The sequence below is a fragment of the Priestia sp. VA7 genome (genome assembly GCF_055710015.1).
Map to the genome: position 1 here is coordinate 794,199 of NZ_JBVQPN010000003.1, position 25,643 is coordinate 819,841.

General features: G+C 38.6%; 26 protein-coding genes. 21 read left to right on the plus strand and 5 right to left on the minus strand.

Annotation, left to right across the window (positions count from 1 at the left end; genetic code table 11):
* Window positions 1-4 precede the first annotated feature (4 nt).
* A complete protein-coding gene (locus AC0C45_RS16870; protein WP_415761957.1) occupies window positions 5-967 on the minus strand; it encodes an aminoglycoside phosphotransferase family protein in 963 nt (320 codons plus the stop codon).
* 44 nt (window positions 968-1,011) lie between these two features.
* Here AC0C45_RS16870 and AC0C45_RS16875 point away from each other — a divergent pair, with 44 nt between their 5' ends.
* Entirely contained in the window at window positions 1,012-1,209 is a 198-nt protein-coding gene (locus AC0C45_RS16875; protein WP_028408267.1) for a hypothetical protein, read from the plus strand.
* Window positions 1,210-1,334: 125 nt separating this feature from the next.
* Window positions 1,335-1,754, plus strand: coding sequence for a GNAT family N-acetyltransferase (locus AC0C45_RS16880; RefSeq protein WP_229754593.1), 420 nt, complete (start codon window positions 1,335-1,337; stop codon window positions 1,752-1,754).
* A 39-nt stretch (window positions 1,755-1,793) separates the two neighbouring features.
* On the opposite strand, the gene AC0C45_RS16885 is transcribed toward AC0C45_RS16880, so the two are convergent.
* Window positions 1,794-3,380, minus strand: coding sequence for an MptA/MptB family glycosyltransferase (locus AC0C45_RS16885; protein WP_237892379.1), 1,587 nt, complete (start codon window positions 3,378-3,380; stop codon window positions 1,794-1,796).
* A gap of 154 nt (window positions 3,381-3,534) precedes the next feature.
* Window positions 3,535-4,071 (minus strand): IseA DL-endopeptidase inhibitor family protein, encoded by a 537-nt coding sequence (locus AC0C45_RS16890; RefSeq protein WP_014459798.1) that lies wholly within the window; start codon window positions 4,069-4,071, stop codon window positions 3,535-3,537.
* A 292-nt stretch (window positions 4,072-4,363) separates the two neighbouring features.
* On the opposite strand from AC0C45_RS16890, the gene AC0C45_RS16895 reads away from it, so the two are divergent.
* The 14 genes from AC0C45_RS16895 (at window position 4,364) to AC0C45_RS16960 (ending at window position 19,569) form a co-directional block, all read left to right on the plus strand.
* On the plus strand, window positions 4,364-4,486 hold the full coding sequence (locus AC0C45_RS16895; RefSeq protein WP_013057357.1) for a hypothetical protein: 123 nt from the start codon (window positions 4,364-4,366) through the stop codon (window positions 4,484-4,486).
* Window positions 4,487-4,785: 299 nt separating this feature from the next.
* Window positions 4,786-6,021, plus strand: a complete 1,236-nt coding sequence (locus tag AC0C45_RS16900) for a Zn-dependent hydrolase (RefSeq protein ID WP_171777141.1) — start codon at window positions 4,786-4,788, stop codon at window positions 6,019-6,021.
* Between the two features lie 168 nt (window positions 6,022-6,189).
* Complete coding sequence (locus AC0C45_RS16905; protein WP_237894150.1) at window positions 6,190-6,828, plus strand: response regulator; 639 nt, start codon at window positions 6,190-6,192, stop codon at window positions 6,826-6,828.
* 4 nt (window positions 6,829-6,832) lie between these two features.
* Window positions 6,833-7,954, plus strand: a complete 1,122-nt coding sequence (locus AC0C45_RS16910) for a sensor histidine kinase (RefSeq protein ID WP_257062359.1) — start codon at window positions 6,833-6,835, stop codon at window positions 7,952-7,954.
* Between the two features lie 101 nt (window positions 7,955-8,055).
* Window positions 8,056-8,994, plus strand: a complete 939-nt coding sequence (locus AC0C45_RS16915) for an ABC transporter ATP-binding protein (RefSeq protein ID WP_472928420.1) — start codon at window positions 8,056-8,058, stop codon at window positions 8,992-8,994.
* Between the two features lie 19 nt (window positions 8,995-9,013).
* Window positions 9,014-10,120, plus strand: a complete 1,107-nt coding sequence (locus tag AC0C45_RS16920) for an ABC transporter permease (RefSeq protein ID WP_237892376.1) — start codon at window positions 9,014-9,016, stop codon at window positions 10,118-10,120.
* 1 nt (window position 10,121) lies between these two features.
* Window positions 10,122-11,270 (plus strand): ABC transporter permease, encoded by a 1,149-nt coding sequence (locus AC0C45_RS16925; RefSeq protein ID WP_016764398.1) that lies wholly within the window; start codon window positions 10,122-10,124, stop codon window positions 11,268-11,270.
* 245 nt (window positions 11,271-11,515) lie between these two features.
* Entirely contained in the window at window positions 11,516-12,706 is a 1,191-nt protein-coding gene (locus AC0C45_RS16930; protein ID WP_016764397.1) for an iron-containing alcohol dehydrogenase, read from the plus strand.
* A gap of 45 nt (window positions 12,707-12,751) precedes the next feature.
* Window positions 12,752-14,185, plus strand: a complete 1,434-nt coding sequence (locus AC0C45_RS16935) for a GntP family permease (protein ID WP_016764396.1) — start codon at window positions 12,752-12,754, stop codon at window positions 14,183-14,185.
* Between the two features lie 317 nt (window positions 14,186-14,502).
* Entirely contained in the window at window positions 14,503-14,835 is a 333-nt protein-coding gene (locus AC0C45_RS16940; protein WP_254176985.1) for an IDEAL domain-containing protein, read from the plus strand.
* Window positions 14,836-14,955: 120 nt separating this feature from the next.
* Window positions 14,956-15,528: a DJ-1/PfpI family protein gene (locus tag AC0C45_RS16945; RefSeq protein ID WP_047931496.1), complete on the plus strand. Its 573-nt coding sequence runs from the start codon at window positions 14,956-14,958 to the stop codon at window positions 15,526-15,528.
* Between the two features lie 71 nt (window positions 15,529-15,599).
* Complete coding sequence (locus AC0C45_RS16950; RefSeq protein ID WP_280168503.1) at window positions 15,600-16,712, plus strand: CdaR family transcriptional regulator; 1,113 nt, start codon at window positions 15,600-15,602, stop codon at window positions 16,710-16,712.
* Window positions 16,713-16,840: 128 nt separating this feature from the next.
* A complete protein-coding gene (glcD, locus tag AC0C45_RS16955) occupies window positions 16,841-18,253 on the plus strand; it encodes a glycolate oxidase subunit GlcD (protein ID WP_047931498.1) in 1,413 nt (470 codons plus the stop codon).
* Window positions 18,250-19,569 (plus strand): (Fe-S)-binding protein, encoded by a 1,320-nt coding sequence (locus tag AC0C45_RS16960; RefSeq protein WP_415761951.1) that lies wholly within the window; start codon window positions 18,250-18,252, stop codon window positions 19,567-19,569. Before glcD ends, AC0C45_RS16960 begins: the two co-directional genes overlap by 4 nt.
* A gap of 27 nt (window positions 19,570-19,596) precedes the next feature.
* On the opposite strand, the gene AC0C45_RS16965 is transcribed toward AC0C45_RS16960, so the two are convergent.
* Window positions 19,597-20,601: an LLM class flavin-dependent oxidoreductase gene (locus AC0C45_RS16965; RefSeq protein WP_034651506.1), complete on the minus strand. Its 1,005-nt coding sequence runs from the start codon at window positions 20,599-20,601 to the stop codon at window positions 19,597-19,599.
* 234 nt (window positions 20,602-20,835) lie between these two features.
* On the opposite strand from AC0C45_RS16965, the gene AC0C45_RS16970 reads away from it, so the two are divergent.
* From AC0C45_RS16970 to AC0C45_RS16985, 4 genes are all read left to right on the plus strand, one after another.
* Entirely contained in the window at window positions 20,836-21,471 is a 636-nt protein-coding gene (locus tag AC0C45_RS16970) for a DUF1796 family putative cysteine peptidase (protein WP_472928323.1), read from the plus strand.
* A gap of 88 nt (window positions 21,472-21,559) precedes the next feature.
* Window positions 21,560-21,841: a hypothetical protein gene (locus AC0C45_RS16975; RefSeq protein ID WP_237892374.1), complete on the plus strand. Its 282-nt coding sequence runs from the start codon at window positions 21,560-21,562 to the stop codon at window positions 21,839-21,841.
* Between the two features lie 99 nt (window positions 21,842-21,940).
* Entirely contained in the window at window positions 21,941-22,345 is a 405-nt protein-coding gene (locus AC0C45_RS16980; RefSeq protein WP_013057340.1) for a YkvA family protein, read from the plus strand.
* Between the two features lie 707 nt (window positions 22,346-23,052).
* Window positions 23,053-24,009: an AEC family transporter gene (locus tag AC0C45_RS16985; protein ID WP_028408284.1), complete on the plus strand. Its 957-nt coding sequence runs from the start codon at window positions 23,053-23,055 to the stop codon at window positions 24,007-24,009.
* 69 nt (window positions 24,010-24,078) lie between these two features.
* Here the strand turns inward: AC0C45_RS16985 and AC0C45_RS16990 are convergent, their stop codons facing one another.
* Window positions 24,079-24,948, minus strand: a complete 870-nt coding sequence (locus AC0C45_RS16990) for a LysR family transcriptional regulator (RefSeq protein ID WP_237892372.1) — start codon at window positions 24,946-24,948, stop codon at window positions 24,079-24,081.
* Between the two features lie 113 nt (window positions 24,949-25,061).
* Here AC0C45_RS16990 and AC0C45_RS16995 point away from each other — a divergent pair, with 113 nt between their 5' ends.
* Window positions 25,062-25,643 (plus strand): non-oxidative hydroxyarylic acid decarboxylases subunit B, encoded by a 582-nt coding sequence (locus AC0C45_RS16995; protein ID WP_237892371.1) that lies wholly within the window; start codon window positions 25,062-25,064, stop codon window positions 25,641-25,643.

A 25,643-nucleotide genomic window follows, 5' to 3' on the forward strand; every position in this document is an offset into this window, starting at 1 on the left:
GCTCTTATTTTTTATGCCCGTAATAGTACTCAAATAAGTGCTGAAATGCTTCTATGGCACGTAAAAAAGAAGCGGCGTCTTGGCGGTCCTCTATTAGCCAGCACGTGGCTAGTACAGAATGAGCGTATCCCCACAGTAAAATGCGTTTTTTACTTACGTTCAGTTCTTTTACAAATATATTGATTGGATGGTCAATTGTCTCTGCCACGTTTATCTTAGGCAGATGATTTAAAAGAAAAGGGACGATTTCGTACTCTTTTTCTCCAATTAACCCTTTTGGATCAATTATTTTCCACGCTTCACCAGACTGTAAGATGTTATCATGATGCAAGTCGCCGTGAAGCAGAAAAAGCTGCTGAGAAGTGCGGTTTAATTCAGAGAAAACGGCTAGTGCGTGTTGAAGTGTTTCTGCAGAAAGAAGACCAATACCGTTGGGATATGTTTTTACACACGTTCGAAGCTGTTTCTCTCTTTTAACCGCTGTTTCGATAGTGGAGTCCGAGTGAGGCACGCGCCATAGAGATTTCATAAGCCTAGCAGCGGTTAACGCAGCTTCGTCTTTAGTTGATAAAGAGGAAAGCGGGCATCCGGGAGATAGCTTTTCAAGCAGTAAAATGCCTTTTTCAGCATCGCTGTCCACGACCTTTACCGTGTTCTCACCGGCTAGTGCTGTCAGTACTTCTTGCTCATGAAGCAGCTCTGAAGGCTCTACAAAGAGTTTGACAACTAGTTCGCTTCCATCTGCTTTGCACGCAGGAGCAACAAAGTGGTAAGAAAGAGGAAAGTGACTGTGAATGTTGATACGCCAGCGCTCTTCACAGTAGCGAATCAGCTGAGGAAAGTCAGTTAGCCACTTTTGGCCTTTATGAGAGTGAAGGTGAGTAATCGTATCACAAAACGTTTGAGGCAGCGTATACATGCGTTTGTCTCCTTTGTCGTTTCCAATTTTTTCTGATAAACTCATCATATACAGTCTACATAGAATCTGTAAAGAAGGAGGAGATCCTACATATGAAGAAAAAGAAGGTGAAATCCCCTTGGGCTCTCGCGGGGTTTCCGGTTTATATCATTGGGTTTTCACTTTTACTTGCTGGAAGCGCACCGGAGTGGCTAGAAACAGTGAGTAAAATCATGATTGTTCTTGGAGTCATTTTGCTTATCATTGCAGGAATTGATCTTAAAAAACGAAAAAAATCAGTACAAGCCTAAAAAACTGCCGTTTGGCAGTTTTTTTATTTGGAGAAAGGGTAACAAGATAACTAGATAAAAATGTTGAATTATTATTCTGTTTGATGTATAAATATAATATAGAAAGCAACGGTATTGAGAGGAGAATGAACGTGTCTTATGTAATAAAAAAAGAGGTTCCGCCATTTGAGCAGTTTGCAGCTCTGCATGAAGCGAGCGGATTACATAAAAGTAAAAAAGGAAATTATACAAAAGAACAGCTGTTTGAAGCTGCAGCCAACAGCTGGTTTAGAGTCGGTATTTACGACAATGAACAATTAATTGCATTCGGCCGTATGATTTCAGACGGAATTTACCAAGCGCTTATTTGCGATGTGATGGTAGATCCCACATACCAAAACAAAGGGCTTGGAAAGCAAATTATTCAAGAGCTGTTGACGAAATGCCAAGAAAGCGGAATTGAATCGATTCAGCTGTTTGCAGCAAAAGGAAAGCATCATTTTTATAAAAAATTAGGGTTTCAAGAAAGAGAAGAAGACGCGCCAGGCATGTCGCTTGTTATGTAAAAAGCTCAGTGATCAATTATACTCACTGAGCTTTTTGTATTATGCAGTTTTTAAAACCGTACTTTTTTGGACTAAATTCCAAGCAACTTTTACTAAATAAACAACAAGCAAAACGTTTAGCATAGACGTAGCAAACATAGAAAACGGGTATGACGTGCTGTTTTGCATATTACTGTCGCCGTATAAAACAAAAAAAGTGTTCATAAAAATACTGATGCTAAATCCAAGGGATAAGTAAAGCAAGTTTTTGTCTTTCAAATAAATATAAGCGAGCAAAGCAAGCGCTGCTGCTGGAAATAAGTAGCGTTCATGCATGCTTGAAGAAAACGTAAATACCCCTGAAATTTGAATAAGCGCTGCAAGAGCGGCGTATTTAAAGCTCCGTCCTTTTATATAAATAAGCCAAGAAAAAACAGTTGTCGCGACGATAAAAATAAGTCCCCACGTATGATAGCTGAAAAACAGCAGCGTTGCAGAGCTGTCTTTATAGTTTGCGCCTATTAAACTATAAAAGTTGTAGGCGTTAACAGAAGCATACGGGTACTCTCCAATGGTGGATGAAAATAAATCAATAATCCACGTAGGACTTTTTCCTGCTGAAAAAGGCAATAAAATCACAGCAGCAGTGAAAGCCGCTGTTAAAGCAATGCCGAAGAAATGCTTCAGTTGCTTCAGGCGAATGAGCTCGAAAAATAAAATAGGCAGGATAATAATCGCCTGCGGCTTCATTAAGACCGCTGCTGTAAAAATAACGGCCGAGGCGTAAATTCTTTTTTCCGTAATCATTACAATGGCTAGGACAATAAGCAAAGTGAAAAATGAATCGACTTGCCCCCAAAACGTTGAATTAACTAAAATGGCCGGATTAAATAAATACCCAATTGCTAACAGATATGCAAAAGAAGGTGCCAAGTATTTACGAGCTAAACGATAGAGTAAATAAGATGTGACGACATCTGCTAAAATAGGCGGGATTTTAATCAACAGCGAAAAATACTGCTGAAAATCCGGTAAACTGCCAACTTTCCCAACGATAAACAAGATATAAATATAAAACGGCGGATAATCGCTTCCGCTTTTAGCATAGAAATTTGAAAAATGATTAGCCGCAACCGATGCCCAGTTTTTGAAAAGAGATGCATCCATATGAGAGCCTACCCACGGAATCAGCGCAATCCGGATAAATAGTCCAGTGCCAAGTAATGACCATAAAATAACGCGAGAATGACCTATCGAATGATGCCGTTTCTTTTTCTTTAATAATCCGTAAACGAAAGCTGCTGCTATAAAAAAGCCCACCGTATAAAGAGCGAGCGGCGTTTCATAGTCTTTATTAGCTCCTTGGCTTCCGGCACCGTTATCCATAGATAGATTATGAAAAGGCGTTACGTGTTCTCCGGAATTGCTGGGTGAAGTAGGACCGTTTCCTGAAGGAAGACGATGATCCCTCGAATGATTATCAGGAGCAGATATACCACTAGTAATCTTTTTTAACTGATGACTTTCTTGAATCGAAAATAAATGTTCTTCTCCTTTATAGTGTGATAGTGAAACAATACTGAAAACAAATGCTAAAAGAAAAGCAGCCATTACGATAAAAGCCGTTCTTTTTTGTAGTATGTTCATATAAAATCCTCCGATGACAATGTATCGAATAAGTAGTAGTGTGTCTCCATACTATAAGGGGAGTTGGTGAAAATAAAGTGAAACTTCTTTAATAAAGAGAGGAGGAGAGAGCATAAAAAAACAAGGCCTTAGAAGACCTTGTTTTTTATATTGCTTATAGTACAGCATCAAACTTATTTACTTTCCACTGTGAACCAGATTTATAAAATGTAACGGTGCGTTTTACACTTCCTCCGTCAACTGTTGGAACCGTAAATTGATAAGAGCGAACATCGGCACGTTGATAAGTTAGTTTTGCTTTTGCTTTGTTCCACTCTAGCATGCTGAATCCGTCACCGACAGGACGAGCAAGCTTTCCGTTATATGTGATGTAGCGATAATTTGTTAATCCTTTTTGAATAGCACTGTTTGTAAAAGTTTCAGATAAGTAGCTTACTAGTTTGCTTTTTGTATTAAAATCTTGACAAAGATATGAGTACTGAGTGCCTTTATAATTAAATGTTTTTTGAGTACATAAATTACCTTTAGATCCATGAAGTGCATTCCAGAAATGGTTGCTTGCGTTTGCTGCAATTTTTACCGCATTAGTCGTTGATAGATTTTGTGATGCTGCTTGAGCTGTAACTCCTGTGCTTAGTGAAAAGAAAAGAGCAAGTGATGCTAAGATTATTCCAAATTTTTTCATTTCCATTTCCCTCCTACTCATTCATTGAAATATATGTAACATTCATGCTGTTAATATTACAATTGTTACATTTATATTACAATACTTCTTTAAAGAAATAAAGAGTATTTCTTATATATGTTTGAATTATTCCCGTATTTTCTTAAATAAAACGTAGAATTAAAAGAAAACATATAAACAGTATGTCAATTATGTGTCACATATTTCGTCGCTTTACAAGTTCGTATATAATAGGAATAAACCGACCAGTATGCTGATGTAGGTAAATAGGTCAGGCACAAAAGGAGAACGTAGACTAATGGGTGTTTCAGAAGTAACATCAGGAATTATTATTACCACCGCTGTAATTGCTATTGTGATTATTACAGTTGGTGTTTTGGCTACAATGATTGCGATTGCGAAGAAAGCAAATAAAAAGTAAGTATGTAGAGGAGAGTTAGTATAATAACTAATTCTCTTTTTTTTGAAAAAAACCTATCGCTATTTTTATAATAAAAATGCATAAATAACGCGTGCATTATTCATAGAAAAAAGCAGGAAATTTACGTTTTGAAGCTAATAGATACATAAGGCAAGCTGCGCACTTTCATTATAAAAATAATGGAAGGGGTTCTAACAGCCTTCAAGTGATATCGCCTATTTTATGTCATAATGAATGATATTCATTAACACAGCATCTTAGACGCACTTTATAACCAAATAATGAGGAGAGTGGTTGAGTTGCAACGACAAAAAGTAGCAGTGAATGGAGAAAGGTTAAAAAATACGCTTGAACGATTTGCCGATTATGGACGAACACCTAATAACGGTGTAACCCGCCTAGCGCTGTCAGAAGAAGATCGCCTAGCACGAGATTATTTTTGCTCATGCTGCCGGGATCTTGGAATGGATATTAAAATCGATGACCTTGGATGTATTTACGCCACGCTTGAAGGACTAGAAGACAAGCCGCCTGTTGTGATTGGCTCACACATGGACAGTGTAAAAAAAGGCGGAAGGTTTGATGGAATCCTCGGTGTAGTTGCAGGGTTAGAATTAGTAAGAACGCTGGTGGAACATAATATTAAGCCGAAGGTACCGATTACGATTGTTAACTTCACCAATGAAGAAGGAGCACGTTTTGAGCCTTCTATGATGGCTTCAGGTATTCTATCGGGGAAATTTCAAAAAGACGTTATGATGAAGAAGACGGATGTTGACGGCGTGACGTTTGAGCAAGCGCTCCAAGCATGCGGATATGAAGGTGATACGAGGAACCGTCTGACGGACGCTTCTGCATTTGTGGAATTACATATTGAGCAAGGGCCTATTTTAGAACGAGAAGCCAAATCAATCGGTGTAGTCGAGTGCGTGCTTGGAATGGTATGCTATGAAATTGAAGTTACCGGTGAGTCAGATCATGCCGGCACGACGCCGATGGATATGCGGAAAGACGCGCTTTTTGCAACCAATAATTTAATTGCCGAAGCTCGTCACGAGCTCGGCAGATTAGATTCAAATTTAGTCTACACAATGGGGCGTATGAACGTACTGCCTAATATTCATACCGTTATTCCAAATAAAGTTATTTTTTCACTTGAAGCGAGACATACGGATGAAGACGTCATTGCATCCGTGGAAAAGATCATTCAGTCACTGCCTGATCAAGCGGAGCTACTAGAAGGCTGCGAAGTGCGGGTGACCAAGCTTTGGGGGCGCGATACCGTTTGGTTCGATAAAACGGTTTGCGATGAAGTGGAAGAATCCGTTCGTTCACTTGGGTATTCCTACAAGCGAATGGTCAGCGGAGCTGGACATGATGCCCAGTTTTTAGCTAGCTATATTCCGACGGCTATGATTTTTATTCCGAGCGTAAACGGAAAAAGTCATTGTGAAGAAGAGTTCACTCCTTGGGAAGAATGTGAAAAAGGTGTAAATGTACTTTTAGAAACAGTGATCAAGTTAGCTCAGAAGTAATGGAATAAAAGAGTAAGCCTGTGGAGGTTTGCTCTTTTTTAGTGCTTAGAAAAGGCTATGAACTATCGCATTGAACTTTTGGTTTATTATGGCTACAATAAATGAGAAGCATGCGGATGGATGTTAAAGAAGGATGTGAAAAAAGGTGAGGTATTCTCACTTACAGAAATGAAAATTACTATTATTATTGCAGATGATAATTCGTTTATTCGAGAAGGAATGAAAATCATATTAAATACATACGAAGAATTCGACGTCGTGGCTACTTTAAAAGATGGTCAGGAAGCCGTTCAATATTGCAAAAATCATTCTGTTCATATTGCCTTGTTAGATGTAAGAATGCCCGTTATGGACGGTGTGGAAGCTACAAAGCTTATTTCGGAGTCAACCAAAGCAAAGCCGCTTATTTTAACGACGTTTGATGACGATGAGTATATTATTGATGCTGTAAAAAACGGGGCTAAAGGCTACTTGTTGAAAAATACGGAACCAGAGCGCATTCGAGACGCAATCAAAAGTGTGTTCAACGGACATACGGTTCTTCAAGATGTTGTGCTTGATAAAATCAAATCAAGTTTAAATGCTGCAACTGAGCGCGAGTCAAAAGCGGATATGACACAGTTTACAGAGCGTGAAACGAGCATTATGACGCTGATTGCCAAGGGGCTTTCAAATAAAGAAATCTCTAAAACCCTTTTTATTTCAGAAGGTACTGTAGCAAACTATATTAGTTCGATTTTAAGTAAAACGGGACTCGAGCATCGCACTCAAATTGCTATTTACTATTTAACCGGTAAAGGGAAGTAGGGCTATGGAAGTCGGATTAATGATGACTAAGCTTATCCTCATACTGTTTTTGGCTATTACGTATATTCAGTTTAATTATGTACACTCGATTTCAGCTATTGTGTTAGCACTGCTTCTTTACAGCTGTGTTAATATTGCAGCGTCCATTGTGAAAAAGAGCGCGTTCAAGCGTATGTTTATTGTTAGTTCAATTGTCCTTATTCTATATTGTGCGTATAAACTTCATCCTTTGTTTTTTCTTCTTTTGCCGCTAAACCTTTGTGAGCTTATTGGAGAATCAGTCGTGAAAAAATGGATGGTGCTGCTGATTGTTTTGCTTCCAATGCTGCTTGTTCCCTCTGACATTAGCGCGCTGTATGTGTTAGTCGCTGCGTTTACTTTCTTTATTTATACAGGAGCAGCTCTCTATCAAAAGCGGACAATCAATTATGAACAAAAGCTCGATGAAATGAGAGTAAGTATGCAAAAGCTGCAAAAGCACGTGAAGGAAAATAAAGAATATGTGAGACAGTCTCAATATGCTTCAAAATTAGAAGAGCGAAATCGATTATCGCAGGAAATTCATGATAAGATTGGTCATTCAATGACAGGAGCGCTTATTCAAATGGAGGCAGCAAAGCATGTAATGAAGCAAGATGAAGAAAAAGCGCTGTCTCTTCTTCAAAATGCAATTACAATTTCGAAAGAAGGCATTGAAGAAATCAGGTTAACGTTAAAAAGTATAAAGCCTCCCGCTGAGCAAATAGGAATCAGCAGGCTTAAATTATTTATTGGTGAATTTGAGGCTAAACATAGTATTGCAATGCCTCTTGTATACAAAGGGAATTTGGATCTTATCACCCCTCTTCAGTGGAAAATTATCCATGAAAATATAACCGAAGCTATTACGAATGCATTAAAATATGCAGAAGCAACGATGATTGCCATTGAGCTTCATGTACTAAATAAAATGGTTAAAGTAGAAGTCAAAGACAATGGAAAAGGGGCTCACTTGTTTCAAAAAGGCCTTGGCATAGCAGGAATGGAAGAGCGAGCTGCTTCCATTAACGGAACGGTGATCGTTGACGGGGCAAACGGGTTTTCTGTTACCACACTGCTGCCGATAGGTGAGAAACTTCATACATAAATAATGAGATTTCTCATGGAGAAAAGGTGAACTTATGCACTGACGTAAGTTTGCCTTTTTTTCATAAAATAAGGATATACCAACACACTAGAGGTGAAATGATGAACGTATTATCAATTCAAAAGTTAACAAAGAAATTTGGAGATTTTATTGCGGTAGATAATTTGTCTTTACAAGTAGAAGAAGGAGATATATTCGGCTTTTTAGGAACAAACGGAGCAGGAAAAAGCACAACGATTCATATGGTAGCTAGTCTGCTTCAAAGCAACGGCGGCGATATTGAAGTACTTGGGAAAAATATAAAGAAACACCGAAATTTCGCAAAGATGAACATTGGAATTGTTCCGCAGGACTTAGCGATTTATGAAGATTTGACAGCCTATGAAAATGTGAAGTTTTTTGCAGGTCTCTACGGATTAAGAGGGTCACTTCTTAACGAACGAGTCGAAGAAGCTTTAGCGTTTGTAGGGCTTTTAGATAAACAAAAGGCGTATCCGAAAAGCTTTTCAGGAGGAATGAAAAGAAGGTTAAATATCGCATGTGCAATTGCTCATCGCCCCAAGCTTATCATTATGGATGAACCGACGGTTGGCATTGATCCTCAGTCACGAAATTATATTTTAACATCTGTAAAAAAGCTAAATGAAATGGGAAGCACAATCATTTATACGAGTCACTATATGGAAGAAGTAGAAGAGGTATGTACAAAGATTGCGATTATTGATCACGGCAAAATTATTGCTGAAGGAACAAAAGAGCAGCTGAAAGCGATTATCACTGATACAAAAGATATTTGGATTGAAGTAAAAGAAGCGGACGATATAGATTGCAGCGGTCTAAAAGAAATTCCAGGCGTAACAGCTGTTACGTATGAAGATGGAATCATTAAAATTAATTCAAGCGCTGAAGTGAATAACTTGAACAAAGTCATTCATTATTTAATGACGCATCATATCGAAATTAAAGCAGTTAAAGAACAAGCCCCTAATTTAGAGACGGTCTTTCTCACGCTGACAGGGCGCAGTTTAAGAGATATATAAAAGAAAGGAGGAATAACGAATGAATATTATTGCAATTGCTTTGAAAGAAATGAAAAGTGATCTGCGAGATAAGCGTGCATTTATCTTTATGATTCTCTTTCCGCTGGCTCTCGTCCTTATTTTAGGAACAGCTTTGTCTCAAGCCTTTAATAACGATATGAAGATAGACGACAGTTATGTTCTCTATAAAATCGACACAAGTAATGAAGAATCTGCTGCTTTTAAGCAGTTTGCTGCCCATGCAGAAAAATCGGGCATTCACTTTAAAGCGCTGAAAAAAAATCAGGATGGAAAAAAAGAAGTAAAAGAACAGCGCTATACAGCTTATGTAGAAGTGAAAGACGGAGACATTCATCTCTACGGAAATGAAGAAAACAGCATTGAATTCAACATGGTCCAAGGTATGTTAAGCACTTTTGTGGATAAGTACAATGTGGCTATGGAAGTGGCCAAAGTAAACCCTCAGCAAGTGGATAATCTGCTCCGTGCGTCTAAGCATGACTATATTCAAGAAACATCTCTTCATTCTCAAAAACAGCCAAATTCAATAGACTACTACGCCATTTCAATGACAACTATGATTGTTTTGTACGGATCTATCTCAGCGAGTTATTTAATTAGAGGAGAGCGTATGCGAAATACAGCTAGTCGATTAGTAGCCGCGCCGGTTAAAACCGCTGAAATTTTTGTCGGAAAAATTTCAGGCACTGTTTTGGTTCACGCCATTTGTGTGTTAGTCGTCATTATGTCGACTAAATATTTTTTTGATGCCAACTGGGGAGATCATTTACTCTTAGTACTCGTAATGTTAGTATCTCAGATTCTTTTTGCCATTAGCTTTGGATTAGGAGTTAGCTACCTTACGAAGACGGAAGCGGCGTCAAGAGCAATTATTATGGTTGTTATTCAAGTGTCGTGTATTGTGGGAGGAACCTATTTTCAAAATGGATCTGGAGAGGGATTCGTCAATGTATCACCTTTAACCTGGATGAATAATGGACTTATTAAATTGATTTATACAAATGATATGGGCGCTTCTCTTTCAGTTATCGGGTTGAACGTAGGCTTCTCTATTTTATTCCTGGGCATAGCAATTGTGCTTTTGAGAAAAAGAGAGGGGTTATAACATGAAAAATATCATGTGGCTTGTCACAAATATGCTAAGAAATATGCTGCTTAGAAACAAAAGGACGCTTGTGCTTGTTATTGGTTTGCCTATTGCAGGGGTTTTAATGTCCGTTCTTATTTATGGAAATGCAGGAGGGACTTCGGTGAATATCGGAGTTGTCAATCACGACTCAACGGATATTACAAAAGATACCGTTCAGTTTTTAAAAGGACTGCATAAAACAAATGTTAAAATGCTCACTGACAAAGAAGTGGATCATGAGATTACGTCAAAGAAAGTTGATGCGGTTATTACCTTTGAAAAAGGGTTTTCTGACAGCGTCAAAGCGAACAAACCAGATCATATTACAATCACTTCAATAAAAGGAGCAGAAGTAACGAGCTTTATTAAGTCTTATTTGTATCAATATATTGACAATATTTCTTCGCTGAATCAAGCTGCTGAAGGCGACGATGCGGCTTTTAAACAAATGTATGAGAATTATCAAAAAGCGCCATTCCACGTCTCAACGCATGCCCTTGAAGACAAAGGAACCGATCAAAACATTGTCAAGCAGACAATTGGATATTTAATCATGTTTATGCTTTTTTCTGCGGTGAATTTATCGGCTCTTATCACAAAAGAAAAAGAGCAGCGAACGTATTTTAGACTGTTAGCTTCGCCAGTTAGCGCAAGGCAATACGTGATATCCAATGTTATTACAAATATGATTTTATTAACTCTGCAAGTAATGATTACACTTGTTTGTATTACGACTCTTTTTCACGTAGATATGAACATTCCCGTATGGCAGCTGTTTTTCATTTTAGTTTTGTTTGGTCTAGTAGCCATCGGCTTGTCTCTTGTAATTATCGCTTTTACAGAAAGTTCAAAAGCAGCGAATGGTCTTCAGACGCTTATCATCACGCCAACTTGTTTACTGTCCGGCTGCTTTTTCCCGCCTGAATTTATGCCGGATGTGATGCAGAAAATAGCCGACTTTCTTCCTCAAACGTGGGTATTAAGTACGTTAAAAAGTGTTCAACAAGGAGCTGATTTAAGCAGCCTATGGTTAAATATCAGCATTTTACTAGCTTTTGCACTTGTTTTTTTCCTGCTGTCTATTTATAAATTAAATCGAAATAATACTGTTCAAAAGTTTATTTAAATGGTAAAGTCAGAGAATACCTCTGGCTTTTTTTGTAATTTTTAAAAAGTTACAAAAAAAGATTGAAAAATATAAGATGAAATTTTAGAATGAAAGAGGAAAGGGGTATACAAAAAGAGAATAAATAGGGGAGAAAAACGAAGTTCATGTTGGTTTTTTGCGCAAACAAATGAAATCGCTTACATAAGTCAGCATGAAAATACGGAAGGAGAGATTGTCAGCGAGATAACAAAGGGGGAAAAACAGTGGGAATTTATGAACTACTTGTACCACGCACGGTTTTATATGGAGAAGGATCATTTTCTAAAATTGGAGAACAGGCTGCACTGCTTGGGACAAAGGCATTGCTTATAAGTGATGACGTTATGGTGAAAGCAGGCAATGTAGAAACTTGCCGTCGTTACTTAGCAGAGACTGGCATGGACTGTGCTGTGTATACAGGCGTAAATTCAGAGCCGACAGATATTCATCTAGATGAAGCGCTTGTTATATGTAAAACGGAGCAGTGCGATGTGGTTATTGCCTTAGGGGGAGGCAGCTGTATCGATACTGGAAAAGCGGTTGCCATTATGATGACAAATGAAGGGCATCTACGAACGTATTTTCAAAATCAACAAGATTTTCAAGATAGTCCGCTTCCTTTGGTTGCCGTGCCTACAACTGCTGGAACAGGCTCAGAAGTGACGAAAGCGACGGTTATTACAGACACGGCGTACGATGTAAAAATGATGCTCGCAAGACCTCAATTATTGCCTGATACAGCCATTGTTGATCCGTTATTAACTCTATCATGTCCGAAACATGTAACGGCAGCTACAGGAATTGATGCACTGAGTCATGCAGTGGAAGCGTATTTGTCTAAAAAAGCACATCCTTTTACAGATTCACTTGCGCTTCAAGCAATTGAGTTAATCATGAAAAATATCCGTCTTGTGTATAGAAATGGAGAAAATGTTCAAGCAAGAAACGAAATGGCCTATGCATCTATGCTGGCAGGAATGGCGTTTTCAAATTCATCTGTTGCGCTAGTGCACGGTATGTCAAGACCTATTGGCGCGTTATTCCATGTGCCGCACGGTATTTCTAATGCGATGCTCCTGCCTGCGGTTTTGGACTATACAAAAGAGGCTTCAATCGATCGTTTAGGTGAAATAGGACAAGCTCTTTTTCCGAACGTATCATATACAAAAAAAGAGGGAGCAGATGTGTTAATTGAAGCCATCAAGCAGCTTTGTATCGACTTAGAGATTCCTAATCTTCAATCGTGGGGCATTGATCGCCAGCTGTTTTACGCGGCGGTTGAGAAAATGGCAGCGGATGCGATTCAAAGCGGAAGTCCTGCTAACCATCCTGTTGTACCGACGGCAGAAGAAATTATCCAGCTGTATTACACGTGCTATGAATATGAGTTTAAGTCTGCACTTTATAAAAAATAAGATAAATTCAAAACAAATTGAATGAGGGATGAAAGGGGAAACGTTATGGATTTGCTGATTATTTTGCTATCTCTGGGGCTTTTAATGCTGGTTGCTTACCGCGGATTTTCAGTTATTTTGTTTGCTCCACTTTGTGCGCTGCTAGCCGTTATTTTAACGGAACCAAGCTATGCACTCCCGTTTTTCTCAAACGTTTTTATGGAGAAAATGGTTGGGTTTATTAAAAACTACTTCCCTGTCTTTCTATTAGGAGCAGTCTTCGGGAAGATGGTAGAAATGTCTGGAGTCGCTGAATCGATTGCGAAAACAATTGTTAAAGTAGTAGGAGCTAAACGCGCCATCTTGGCTATTGTTTTAATGGGAGCAATCTTAACCTACAGCGGCGTAAGTTTATTCGTTGTTGCGTTTGCAGTTTATCCGTTTGCGGCTAACTTATTCCGCGAAGCGAATATTCCAAAACGATTAGTACCGGGAACGATTGCATTAGGAGCTATTTCGTTTACCATGGATGCACTTCCGGGTACACCGCAAATTCAAAACGTTATCCCAACGACTTTTTTTAAAACAGACATCTATGCTGCTCCGACACTGGGGATTATCGGATCGGTTATTGTCTTTAGCTTAGGTCTTTGGTATTTAGAAAGCCGAAGCAAAAAAGCAAGAAAAGCTGGAGAAGGCTACTACGGGTTTAATAATGAACTAGCGGCTGCTGCAGAGCTAGAAAAAGAGTCTGTACCTTCTACAGAACCTAAATATGAACCTAGCGTAGCAAGACAGATTCTTGCATTTGTTCCGCTTGTGCTTGTAGGGGTGGCAAACAAATTTTTTACTGTTTCTATTCCAAAATGGTACCCAGACGGTTTTGATTTTGCCAAAATTGGCCTTGAAGCGTTCGGGAAAGTAGATTTAACCGCAGTTGTTGGTATTTGGTCAGTGGAGTTGGCACTTGTTATTGGAATTATCACAACGATTGCGTATGACTGGAAGAGAGTGACCACCGGTTTCCAAGCTGGTCTTAACGCAAGTATTGGCGGAGCGCTTCTCGCTGCGATGAACACGGGAGCTGAGTATGGCTTTGGAGGCGTCATTTCATCTCTTCCTGGCTTTGCAGCCGTTCGTGATGGTATTTCACATACCTTTACAAATCCGCTTGTCAATGGAGCCGTTACGACAAACATTTTAGCCGGTATTACAGGCTCTGCTTCTGGAGGTATGGGAATTGCGCTTAGTGCGATGGGAGATAAGTATGTAGAAGCTATTAATCAGTACAACATCCCTCCTGAAGTTATGCACAGAGTTGTAGCGATGGCATCAGGCGGTATGGATACGCTTCCTCATAACGGAGCTGTTATTACTCTGCTTGCTATTACCGGGTTAACCCACAAGCAGTCTTACCGAGATATTTTTGCCATCACTGTTATAAAAACGCTTGCATGTTTCTTAATCATTGGAATCTACAGCTTAACTGGACTCGTATAACAAATAAAGAGGCTGAATTTAATTGAAGAAAAATCCGAACGATGAATCGTTCGGATTTTTTTATGGTTGTGGTGAACATAGATTTCATGTATATAGGTGTATTAGCGGTTGATTGGAGCGGAGCCTTGCACGGAAATCAGCAGCGGTTTCACAAGGAATCTTTATCTCCTTTGTTCGTCTATAGGTTGCAGTGATTTAGCTGTATATCAAGCTTTTTGCTTTAAAACAGATTCTTTGACTTTCTAAACTGTAAGTATTATGATTACACTACTTTCTGCAGTTACATTAATTCTTAGCATGTTTATGAAGAAAGGAGAATGACTGTGAAGCTATTTGAAGGAAATTTAAAAGTAGGCGACTGGGTCAAAGGAAAGTCTCGCAACGGTGAACTTATATACGGATATATTAAAATGATTGATCCATCTAAAAAAGCAGCACTAATCAACGTTGTAAAAAGTGATGATGAAAAAATGGTCGGCACAACCATTGGCATGATGGATGAAAAAATAGAGAAGCTGCCCCTTCAAAAAACGGCGCACGAAGAGCAGATTCTTTCATTGATTGATCTTGCGCTGTTAACGAAAGACAAGGCTTGGTTTAGTGAATTAACAGCTGAATTAAAAAAATTACAAGATAAAAAGCAAGGCTGACATTCCCGATAAGGAATGAAGGCCCTGCTTTTTTTATTATTCATAGGGGAAAAGCAGGAATGGAAAGCAGCTTGCGAGAAGAAGTAAGTGATGACATTAAGAAAGAAAAGGTGATAAAAGATGAGTAAACGTGTCTTAATTTTAACAGGAGATGCCGTGGAAGCTTTAGAAGTTTTTTATCCGTATTATCGCTGTTTAGAAGAAGGTATTCAGTGTACCATTGCTTCTCCCGTGAAAAAGAAGCTTCAAACGGTTGTTCATGATTTCCTTCCAGAGATGGAAACATTCACAGAGAAAATGGGATATAAAATTGATTCTCACGCTTCTGTCGATGAAGTGGATCCCGCCGATTATGATGGACTTATTATTCCTGGAGGACGGGCGCCTGAATACATTCGAATGAACACAAAAGTTCAGGAAATTGCTGCGCATTTTTTAAAAGAAAATAAACCTTTAGGCGTTATTTGTCATGGTCAGCTCGTGTTAACGACGGTTAGAGAGTATCTGCAGGACAGAGAAGTGACAGCGTATCCTGCTTGCCGACCGGAAGTAGAAGCGGCGGGTGCTGTATTTGTAGAACAGACGCTTCATGTAGACAGAAACCTAGTAACCGGGCAAGCTTGGCCGGATTTACCTAAATTTATGAAAGAGTTTTTTAACGTGCTAAAAAAAGCTGAAAAAGTGAACGCATAATAAAAAAAGAGGGCTGAGAGAAAACCATTCTTTCAGCTCTTTTAATTGATGATAGGTGAGGTGTAAACAACGTGCAGCTAGTGTCTGAACTGTCGAAGAAAATTATAAAAGAAGTACAGCTTGTGATGAAAGAGCATGTAATTGTAACGGATATACGCGGAATTATTATTGCGTCTACAGAAGAAAAGCGGGTTGGTTTTTTTCATGAAGGCGCGTGGAACGCGATGCAAAAAAAGGAAAAACTATATATCTCCAAAAAAGAAGCAGCAGATTTAAAAGGAGTTAAGCCAGGAATTAATTTGCCTATCAGTTATCAAGGAGACATTATTGGCGTTATTGGTATTACAGGTATGCCAGAAGCTGTTGAGCCTTTTGCAGACATTATTCGAAGATTAACAGAGCTAATTATTCGCGAGGCATATTACATAGAAACAAAGGAATGGGAAAATAAAGGAGTAGAAGCTTTTTTTCGTGAATGGATTTATAGCCAGCAAGTAGATGCAGAATTTATTGAACGAGGCCATATTTTAGGAGTACAAGTAGACAGCTCTTATTGCTGCACGCTGTTTCAAATTGATTCATCTCTTTCGAAAAAGAAGCAGCAGCACGTACAAGAAATGATTCGCTACTGGTTTGAAAGTCATAAAGCTGAAGGAGATTATATTGCAAATTGGGGATACGATCGCTTGCTTTTACTTAAAGAGGCTGTAGGTGAAAAGGCAAGGCGAGGATTTAAAGAAGAATTAATAAAATATCAGCAGTATATTCAAGCAAACAACCAAGTTATGATCACTATTGGTGTAGGAAAGCCAGCGGAGCAATTTAATTTGCATGCTTCATATGAAGAAGCGAAAAAAGCGCTTAAAGTGGCTTCAAAACGTCAAACCGTTGTTTTTTATGAGGAGCTGCTGATGGACATGATTTTAGAAGACGTTTCTGAACCTGTAAAAAAGGAATTCTTGAGTCGAGTGCTTTCTTCCATTCAAAAAGAAAAAGAGCTTCTCGAAACGCTGAAATGCTATTTAGCCAACGATCAATCGTTGAAAAAAACGGCGTTTGATTTACATATTCATATTAATACGCTTCATTACCGCTTGAAGCAAATGAAAGAACTAACAGACATTGATCCAAAAAGCGTAAAGGGTATCACGCTTTTTTACCTTGCGCTGTCTCTATTAGAGTAAGTGCGCCCTTCGTTAGATAAACATACAAAAAATGAGTTTTTAAAGCGCTTTTTTTTAGTTTTTTATCCATAGTCCCTCGTGGCTTCTGCAACTATAATAAGATTAAGAGATATATAAGGAGGAACGCTATGCTTAATGAACGAACAAAAGCAAAGCTCATTGAAGTTGTAGGATCAGCCAACTTTCAAGATAGCAGTGAAGCAAGACTCGTGTACTCTTATGACGCAACACCTAACTTTCAGTCGCTTCCTGATGCGGTTATTATGCCTGAAAACAAAGATCAAGTGAAAAGAATTTTAACGATATGCAACGAAGATCATGTTCCTATTGTGCCAAGAGGTTCAGGTACAAATTTAAGCGCAGGAACGTGTCCAACGCAAGGCGGAATTGTTCTTACATTTAACCGAATGAATAAAATTTTGGAAATTGATGAAGAAAATTTAACCGCTACCGTGCAGCCAGGTGTTATCACGTTAGACTTAATTAACGCCGTAGAAGCAAAAGGTTTATTTTACCCTCCTGATCCAAGCTCTATGAAAATATCAACCATCGGAGGGAACATCAATGAATGTTCAGGAGGGTTACGAGGCTTAAAATACGGCGTAACAAAAGATTACGTTCTTGGTCTTGAAGTAGTTCTCGCAAACGGTGACTGTATTAAGACGGGAGGCAAGCTGGCTAAAGATGTAGCTGGCTACGATTTAACGAACTTGTTTGTTGGGTCTGAGGGAACGCTTGGCGTCGTGACAGAAGCGATTTTAAAGCTCATTCCAATACCTGAAACAAAACAAACTCTGCTCGCGCTGTTTGAAGACATGGACGCAGCCGCTAAGACGGTTTCAGCTATTATCGCCAATAAGATTATTCCAGCTACGCTTGAATTTTTGGATCAGCCGACGTGTGAAGTAGTAGAAGATTTTGCGCAAGTTGGGCTACCAACAGATGTAAACGCTGTCTTATTGATTGAACAAGACGGTCCGCCGGAAGTAGTGACTCGCGATATTGAAATGATTTCCCGCATCTGCAGCGAAGGAAATGCTGTATCTGTAAAAGTAGCAGCTTCACAAGCAGAAGCAGAAGCGTTAAGTACAGCAAGAAGATCAGCTCTTTCTGCTTTAGCGCGAATGAAGCCAACGACCATTTTAGAAGACGCAACCGTCCCGCGGTCTAAAATTAGTGAAATGGTCAAAGCGATTAATGAAATTGCTGTAAAATATAACGTTAAGATCTGTACGTTTGGTCATGCGGGAGACGGAAATCTGCATCCGACTTGTTTAACAGATGCGCGTGACGAAGAAGAGCTTCACCGCGTCGAACAAGCTTTTGAAGCGATTTTTCATAAAGCCATTGAGCTTGGAGGAACGATTACAGGTGAACATGGAGTTGGAGAAATGAAAGCACCGTATTTAGCGCTGAAGATGGGAGGAGAAGGAGTAGCTGCGATGAAAGCAATTAAGTATGCTTTGGACCCGCAAGGAATTATGAATCCAGGGAAAATTTTTGCTAAAGACACGAGAAAAAGAGTGGTGGTTCGTTCATGACGGCAACAAAAGACATTCAGCAAGCGTTCAAAGAACGGTTAGATTATGACGAGTTAATGAATTGTATGAGATGCGGTTTTTGTTTGCCAAGCTGTCCTACGTATGGACAAACGAATCAATATGAAGCAGCGTCACCGCGCGGAAGAATTGCTTTGATGAAAGGAGTTGTAGACGGACTTATTGAACCTGATGAATCTGTTGAAAAGCAATTGAATCTTTGTCTTGGCTGCCGAGCGTGTGAGCCTGTTTGTCCTTCGGGTGTGAAGTACGGACACTTATTAGAAGAAGCGCGTGATATTATTCAGCAGAAAAAAAGGCATAAATGGCCAGTAAAAGCGCTCAGGCATATGGTGTTTGAACAGCTTTTCCCGCATAAAGAACGATTAAAAAATGTACATTCTCTGCTTGCTTTCTACCAAAGAAGCGGCTTGCAAAAAGCTGTTCAAAAAACAAATATACTAAATGTCCTGCCCGGTAATTTAGCACAAATGGAAAAAACGCTTCCGCCTGTGCTAACAAAAAAAGAAATGAAGAAACGTCCTTTTTTATTTGAAGCAGAAGGAACAAGAGAGCGTACGGTTGCTTTTTTTACAGGGTGTTTAATGGATACGATGTTTATGGAAACAAACAACGCGACGATTACACTTTTACAAAAAGCGGGGTGTAAGGTCGTTATACCAGAAGTGCAGACGTGCTGTGGCGCACTGCATGCGCATGGAGGAGAAAAAGATCAGGCAAAGAAGTTAGCGAAGCAAAATATTATGGCGTTTGAATCCATTCAAGCGGATGATATTGTTCTTAATGCAGGAGGCTGCGGTGCGCTGTTGGTAGAATACGATCATTTATTAAAAGAGGAACCCGAATGGAAAGAAAGAGCAGCTGCTTTTTCTGCCAAAGTCAAAGATTTTTCAGAGATTTTATTGCAGCAGCAGTTTGTGGAAAAACAAAAGTTATCGCTTCCAAGTCAAATTATTACGTATCAAGACTCGTGTCATTTAAGAAACGTGATGAAAACGTCCAGCGCACCGAGAAAACTGATCCAAGCGATTAACGGAACGGTGTTTAATGAAATGGAAAATGCGGATCATTGCTGTGGCTCAGCTGGTATTTATAACTTAACGGAACAAGAGATGTCTATGCAAATTTTAGATTATAAAATGGAAAAAGTGAAAGAAGCCCATGCACATACGATTGTAACAGCAAACCCGGGCTGTCTCATTCAAATGAAGCTAGGGGTAGTTAGAGAAGGAGTAGAAGAAAGTGTAAGGGCCGTTCATCTTGCAGATTTACTTCTTGAAGCAGTAGAAAGCAAATAAAAAGGCCGGACGTGTCCGGCCTTTTTATTATTTGAACAGCTGAGAAACAATTTCGTACGAACGAAGGCGAGCTTTGTGATCGTAAATTTGAGCGTTGATCATCAGTTCATCTGCTTCTGTTTCTTCAATAAACTGTTCAAGCTTGACTTTAATCGTCTCAGGACTTCCGACAATAGAAGAGCCCAGCTGCTGTTGGAGAGAAGCTTTTTCAAAGTCAGTCCATAGTTCATCCATATTATCCACAGGAGCTTTTAGTTTACCCGGTGTGTTTCGAATTAAATTTAGAAACTGCTGCTGCATAGAAGTAGCCAAACGTTCAGCTTCTCTATCTGTATCAGCAGCGATTACGTTTACACCTAACATTGCATATGGTTTGTCTAACACGTCGGACGGCTTAAAATAACGGCGATACATGTTCAGAGCTGTCATTGTATTATTAGGTGAAAAGTGACTTGCAAATGAAAATGGCAAACCTAGCTGTGCAGAAAGCTGTGCGCTAAAACCGCTTGAGCCAAGCAGCCAAATCGGAATATTTAAACCTTGACCGGGAACAGCTTTAACGCGCATCTGACTTTCTGAAGCCGGTTTAAAGTATTCTTGCAGTTCAGTTAGCTGTTCTGGGAAGTCACTGCCGTCGCTTCTGCGGTCGCGTCGCAGCGCCTGTGCTGTCAGCTGATCCGTCCCTGGCGCTCTTCCTAAGCCTAAATCAATACGTCCTGGAAATAGTGATTCAAGCGTGCCAAAATGCTCAGCAATAACAAGCGGAGAATGGTTAGGAAGCATAATACCTCCAGAGCCTACGCGAATGCGTGACGTGCCTGCAGCTACATGACCAATTACAACAGATGTAGCGGAGCTTGCGATACCTGTCATATTATGATGTTCAGCTAGCCAGTAGCGGTTATACCCCCATTTTTCAGCGTGCTGAGCTAAATCTAATGTATTTCTAAGTGAGTCAGATACAGTTCCTCCTTCAACTACAGGAGAAAGATCCAGTACGGAAATCGGAATATCTTTTAATGCTTTACTCATCAATTTCATCTTCTTTCTTTAAAGACTTCATAGGCCTTGTTATTTCAATGGAATACAAGTATTTTAACAATAATCTTTCGAGTTCCAAAATATTTTGCTTCGATTATTTTCCTTTATGTTATTGTTCTTTATTTACACAAGCTTTTGAGAAACAAAAAGCTTGTACGGTATAAGGCAGAAGCCGCCTCTTTCTATAAAAAGCTGTCATATTTTATAGTAGAAGGGAGGATGAATATGGTTACTTTAAATGAACTAAAAAGCAAGCAGTACGATATGATATACAGTTTAGGCTATAACTGTTTTCCAGGGATATACATGAAAAAATATGCTTTGCGAAAACAAGCCGGCGTGATTGATTGGTGTATTAGCATTTCTCTTTCTCATGTCAATCAGCTGTTGAAAAACCGCTGTAAAGACTTATTTTTATATGAACATTTAACCTATGTCAGTTCTTTCGGAGACGGTTCCACCCTTAGACTGCGTGATAAGGTGTATCAAATTGATTCTGCTCATGATTTTCCGTCGTCTATCAATACAGAAGATAACTGGCTTTCGTACAGTGAAGTCAAAGAAAAGTATGAGCGGAGAACGGAGCGGTTTTTAACGTCGATGGAGACCAGTTCTTGTATATTGTTTATTCGTATGGGTGGAACGTATGAAGAAGCGAAAGAATTAGAGCATATTTTAAAGCGAATGGTCAAAAACGATTTCTATATACTGCTGCTGACAAACAGTGAAAAAGAACTTTTGTCCGAAGCTAACTGGGACTTGCCTTACACGTGTGTCTTATATGCACCTATTTTTTCAATGCACGTGCTGCGCGATGATAAAGTATGGGAAGAGCTCTTCAGCGGGCTTGTTATAAAATAAAAGAAACTCTTTTTGTTTAATACGGGAATGAGAAAGCTTGTTTTTTTCATAGACTTTGTTATATCTGTGTATCAAAGGAGATGAAAAGATGGAGTCCAATGTGCGGAAGGCGATAAAGGAAATTGTATGGCTGCTGCTAGAACAAGACCAGCGCTGGAACGAGTATTTAGAACAGCTGGATGATTTGAAAATACAAGTGGATTTGAATAGTTCCGCATATCAAGTTCTCAGAAAGATGACGGGTAATTACGAAGTGCTGCTTGAACATATGGATCTCATTCAGCAGTTTGAAAATCATTCTAAAAGTGAAACAGCGCTGAATGACTTAGTTACCATCGTCATGAAGCACTATTCGTTAAAAAATTCATAAACCTGCTTTGTGCAGGTTTATGGAGTTTCATCTATCAATGGAATTGGGTAAAGATAATCGTTTATAATAAGTACATATGGTAATGAAAGGGTGATCGATATGGAAGAGAAACAAGAAATTGTACCCGTTCGTACAGAGGAAACAGCCAAATATTATTCGGAAGAAAAATTTTGGGACAAGCTTAAAAAGTTTGGTAAAAAAGCGGGAGCAAACGTTGTTTATGCCGTACTGCTTTTATACTACACGCTGCAAAAACCTGATATTCCCCCAAAAGCAAAAGCAGTCATTATAGGAGCGTTAGGTTATTTTATTCTTCCTTTAGATTTAATTCCAGACTTTGCAGCAGGAGTGGGATTTACAGATGATTTAGGAGCTCTAGGGCTTGCATTGATTCAAGTTGCCATGTACATTGATGAAGGTGTTAAACTGAAAGCAAAAGAAAAAATTAAAACGTGGTTTTCAGAAGAACACAATTTTTCCATTATTGATGCTAAAATAAAGTAACGTTATGATCGAAATGTCATTATTAAATAAAGTGAGCAAAAGAAGGTGATAGATGAATCATCTTCTTTTTAACCGATAATACATAGGTCTTTGTGACTATTTTAATCCGTTTTATGTAAAAAAAACAGGATTAAAATATTTTTTTCATTAAAATTTTAATCAATGTAATTGAATAATTGTCCTACAAATGTTAAGTTAAAACATGTTCATAAATTCGTCACAGAAAGCAATATACAAATAAGTAAGATAGTTTGTAAAAACTTTGTGAAATTATGGAACTTTTTAACTGAGAGTTTCAAACTCTTAGAGATTCTTCCTCATCAATCAGAAGTCGCTTTCTTTCGTCACAAGATTAAGCATCTTTCATTTGAAGGTGTTTTTTTTCAGCCTAAGTAAGCCAACAACATGATTGTATGACAAGTTTTTACTAAGGTTGTAGAGTTACTGTATTGTATGACAAGTTTTATGTGATTTGATGTTGATTAAATGAACAGTTTCGAAGTAAATAAATGATTGCAGAAAAACAAAGTCCATGCGTTTTCATGAACCATTATACGTTACTTCATATTTGTAGAGATGTTTAGCAAAAGGGGAGATGAATGGCCTGACGTAAACAATATCCATAGACAAGCCTTAGAAAATAATTATCTTTCTAAGAAAGCAAATTTATATGATTGATTCTAATCTAAACAATGGAGTGTTCAAAAATGGAAATTAGTCAAATCTTTATTATTTTAACCCCAATCTTTTTTGTTATTTTGCTAGGTTATTTAGCAGGGTATTTTAAAAAATTTGATGCAACAACATCTAAAGGGTTAAATACGCTTGTAACAAAATTTGCGTTACCTGCACATCTATTCGTTGGTATTACAACAACATCAAAACAAACGCTTATTGAAAAATGGCCGTTTTTATTAGCATTAGTTCTTGGTATTATTGGATTTTATGTTCTTTTCTTACTTGTTGCAAAATATGTATTCAAATACTCACTAACAGGCGCGTCTATGTTCTCTTTAAACTCTACGCAGCCAACGTTTGCATTTATGGGTATTCCCGTATTAGGTAGCTTGTTTGGCGCGGATGTAGTAGCAATTCCAATCGCTATTACGGGTATCGTAGTAAATGCGATGCTTGATCCTTTAGCAACTATTATTGGTACGGTTGGACAACGCGAAAGAAGTGAAGGAGATTCTGAAGAAAGCTTATTTAAAGTAACGATTAAATCAATCTTACATGGTCTTTCTGAACCATTAGCTTGTGTTCCGTTAATCGCAGTAGTATTAGTATTATGTGGGTTCCAATCTCCAGATTTACTATCAAGCAGCTTAGACCAAATCGGTTCAATTACATCTGGTGCGGCGCTATTCGCAGTTGGGGTAACAATTGGTATCCGTAAAATTCAATTTAGCCCAGCAGCATTTGGTATTGCGATTTTAAAAGTGGCTATTCAGCCGCTTGTAATGTTAGGAATTGCAACAGCAATGGGTCTATCATCAGCTGACATCGTAAAATTAGTTTTATTAGTAGCGTTCCCAGGTTCAGCTGTAGCAGCAATGATTTCAGTGCGCTTTGACAGCCTAGCTGGTGAAACAGCTTCAGCATTCGTACTTAGTGCCATTATGTCACTTGTTACATTACCGCTATTAATTTCTTGGTTAATGTAGTCACATATATCAATATAAAATAAAAAAGGCTTTGCTATTTTAGCAAAGCCTTTTTTTGTGTATCTATACTTAAAAAAGCTTTAAAAATTCTTGAGCGATTTTGGGAAGATAACTATCGGTACGCCACGTAACTAAAGGCTCAATTACAAATGGATTGTCTTCTATGTTTAAAATTTTAATATGTTCTAGCGAAAAAGAAGATAGCATCGAATAAGGAACAATAGCAGCACCAAGGCCACGACATACTAAATTAAGAAGCATCGCTGAGTCATGGCATTCGCATAAAATATTAGGTGTTATATCCATCTTTTCAAATTCTTTTATAATGCGATTGTATATGCTTATTTCTCGATTTGAACGAAGAAGAATAAGAGGGAGAGAAGCAATTTCGGCTACTGAAATCTTTTCTTCTGCATAACCGCTTTCTTTTGGCACCGCTACAACAAAGATATCTGGTGCAAGTGTTTTTGTTTTGACATGTTGATAAGGTAAGTCTGTAGTGGTGACCGCTACATCAATTTTTCCTTCCGTCAATAATTCGTTTAAATGAGCAGGTTCGTTTTCATAGATATTAAATGTACTGTTTGGATACTGTTTTTGAATAAGAGTTAGCTTATCGAGAACGGTTGATGCACAGTAGATTGTACATCCTACTTCAAGCTTTTCATTTGTTACGTTTATGCATTCTTGTACTTCCAATACTGATTTTTCGACCCTTTGCACAATGTCTTTCGCTCGTTTTAAAAAAAGCTCTCCTTCTACCGTTAACAATAAGCGCTTGTTATTGTTTCGTTCAAAAAGCAAAAGGCCTAGCTCATTTTCGAGCTGCTTTAGCTGTCTGCTTAGAGGAGGCTGAGCCATGTGCAGACGCTTCGCCGCTTTGGTCACATTTAATTCTTCAGCTATGACAATAAAATAATGCAACTGTCTTAATTCCACTGTATTCAACTCCATACTTTAAAGGTATTATTATATACTTTATCAATATTTTAATTGTATGGAAAATAAGTGTAAAGTTAAATGTGTAACCAGAACAGAGAGGAGGAAGGGAAATGAAAATAGCTGTAGGAATAACGGGAGCCACGGGAGCTATTTTAGGTATTCGAATTTTAGAGCTGTTAAAGAAGGCTTCTGTTGAAACGCATTTAGTCATGTCGCCTTGGGCTCATGCCACAATTAAGCTGGAAACATCCTATAGCGTTCAGCAAGTAGAAGCGCTAGCAGATTATTGTTATTCATATCAAGACCAAGCAGCAAAAATTTCGAGCGGCTCTTTTCGTATAGATGGAATGATTGTTAGTCCTTGCAGTATGAAAACATTAGCATCTATTCGAATGGGACTAGCAGATAACTTAATAGCGAGAACGGCAGATGTGATTTTAAAAGAGAGAAAGCCACTTGTGCTACTTCCTCGCGAAACGCCTTTAAATACGATTCATTTAGAAAACATGCTGGATCTTTCAAAAATGGGAGCTATCCTCGTGCCGCCTATGCCGGCTTTTTATAACAAACCTAAGACGATCGACGATATTGTCACACATATTGCTGTTCGAACGTTAGATCAGTTGGGAATTGAGCTTCCTGAAGCAAAAAGATGGCAAGGAATTAAACATTTATCACAAGGAGGAAAATAA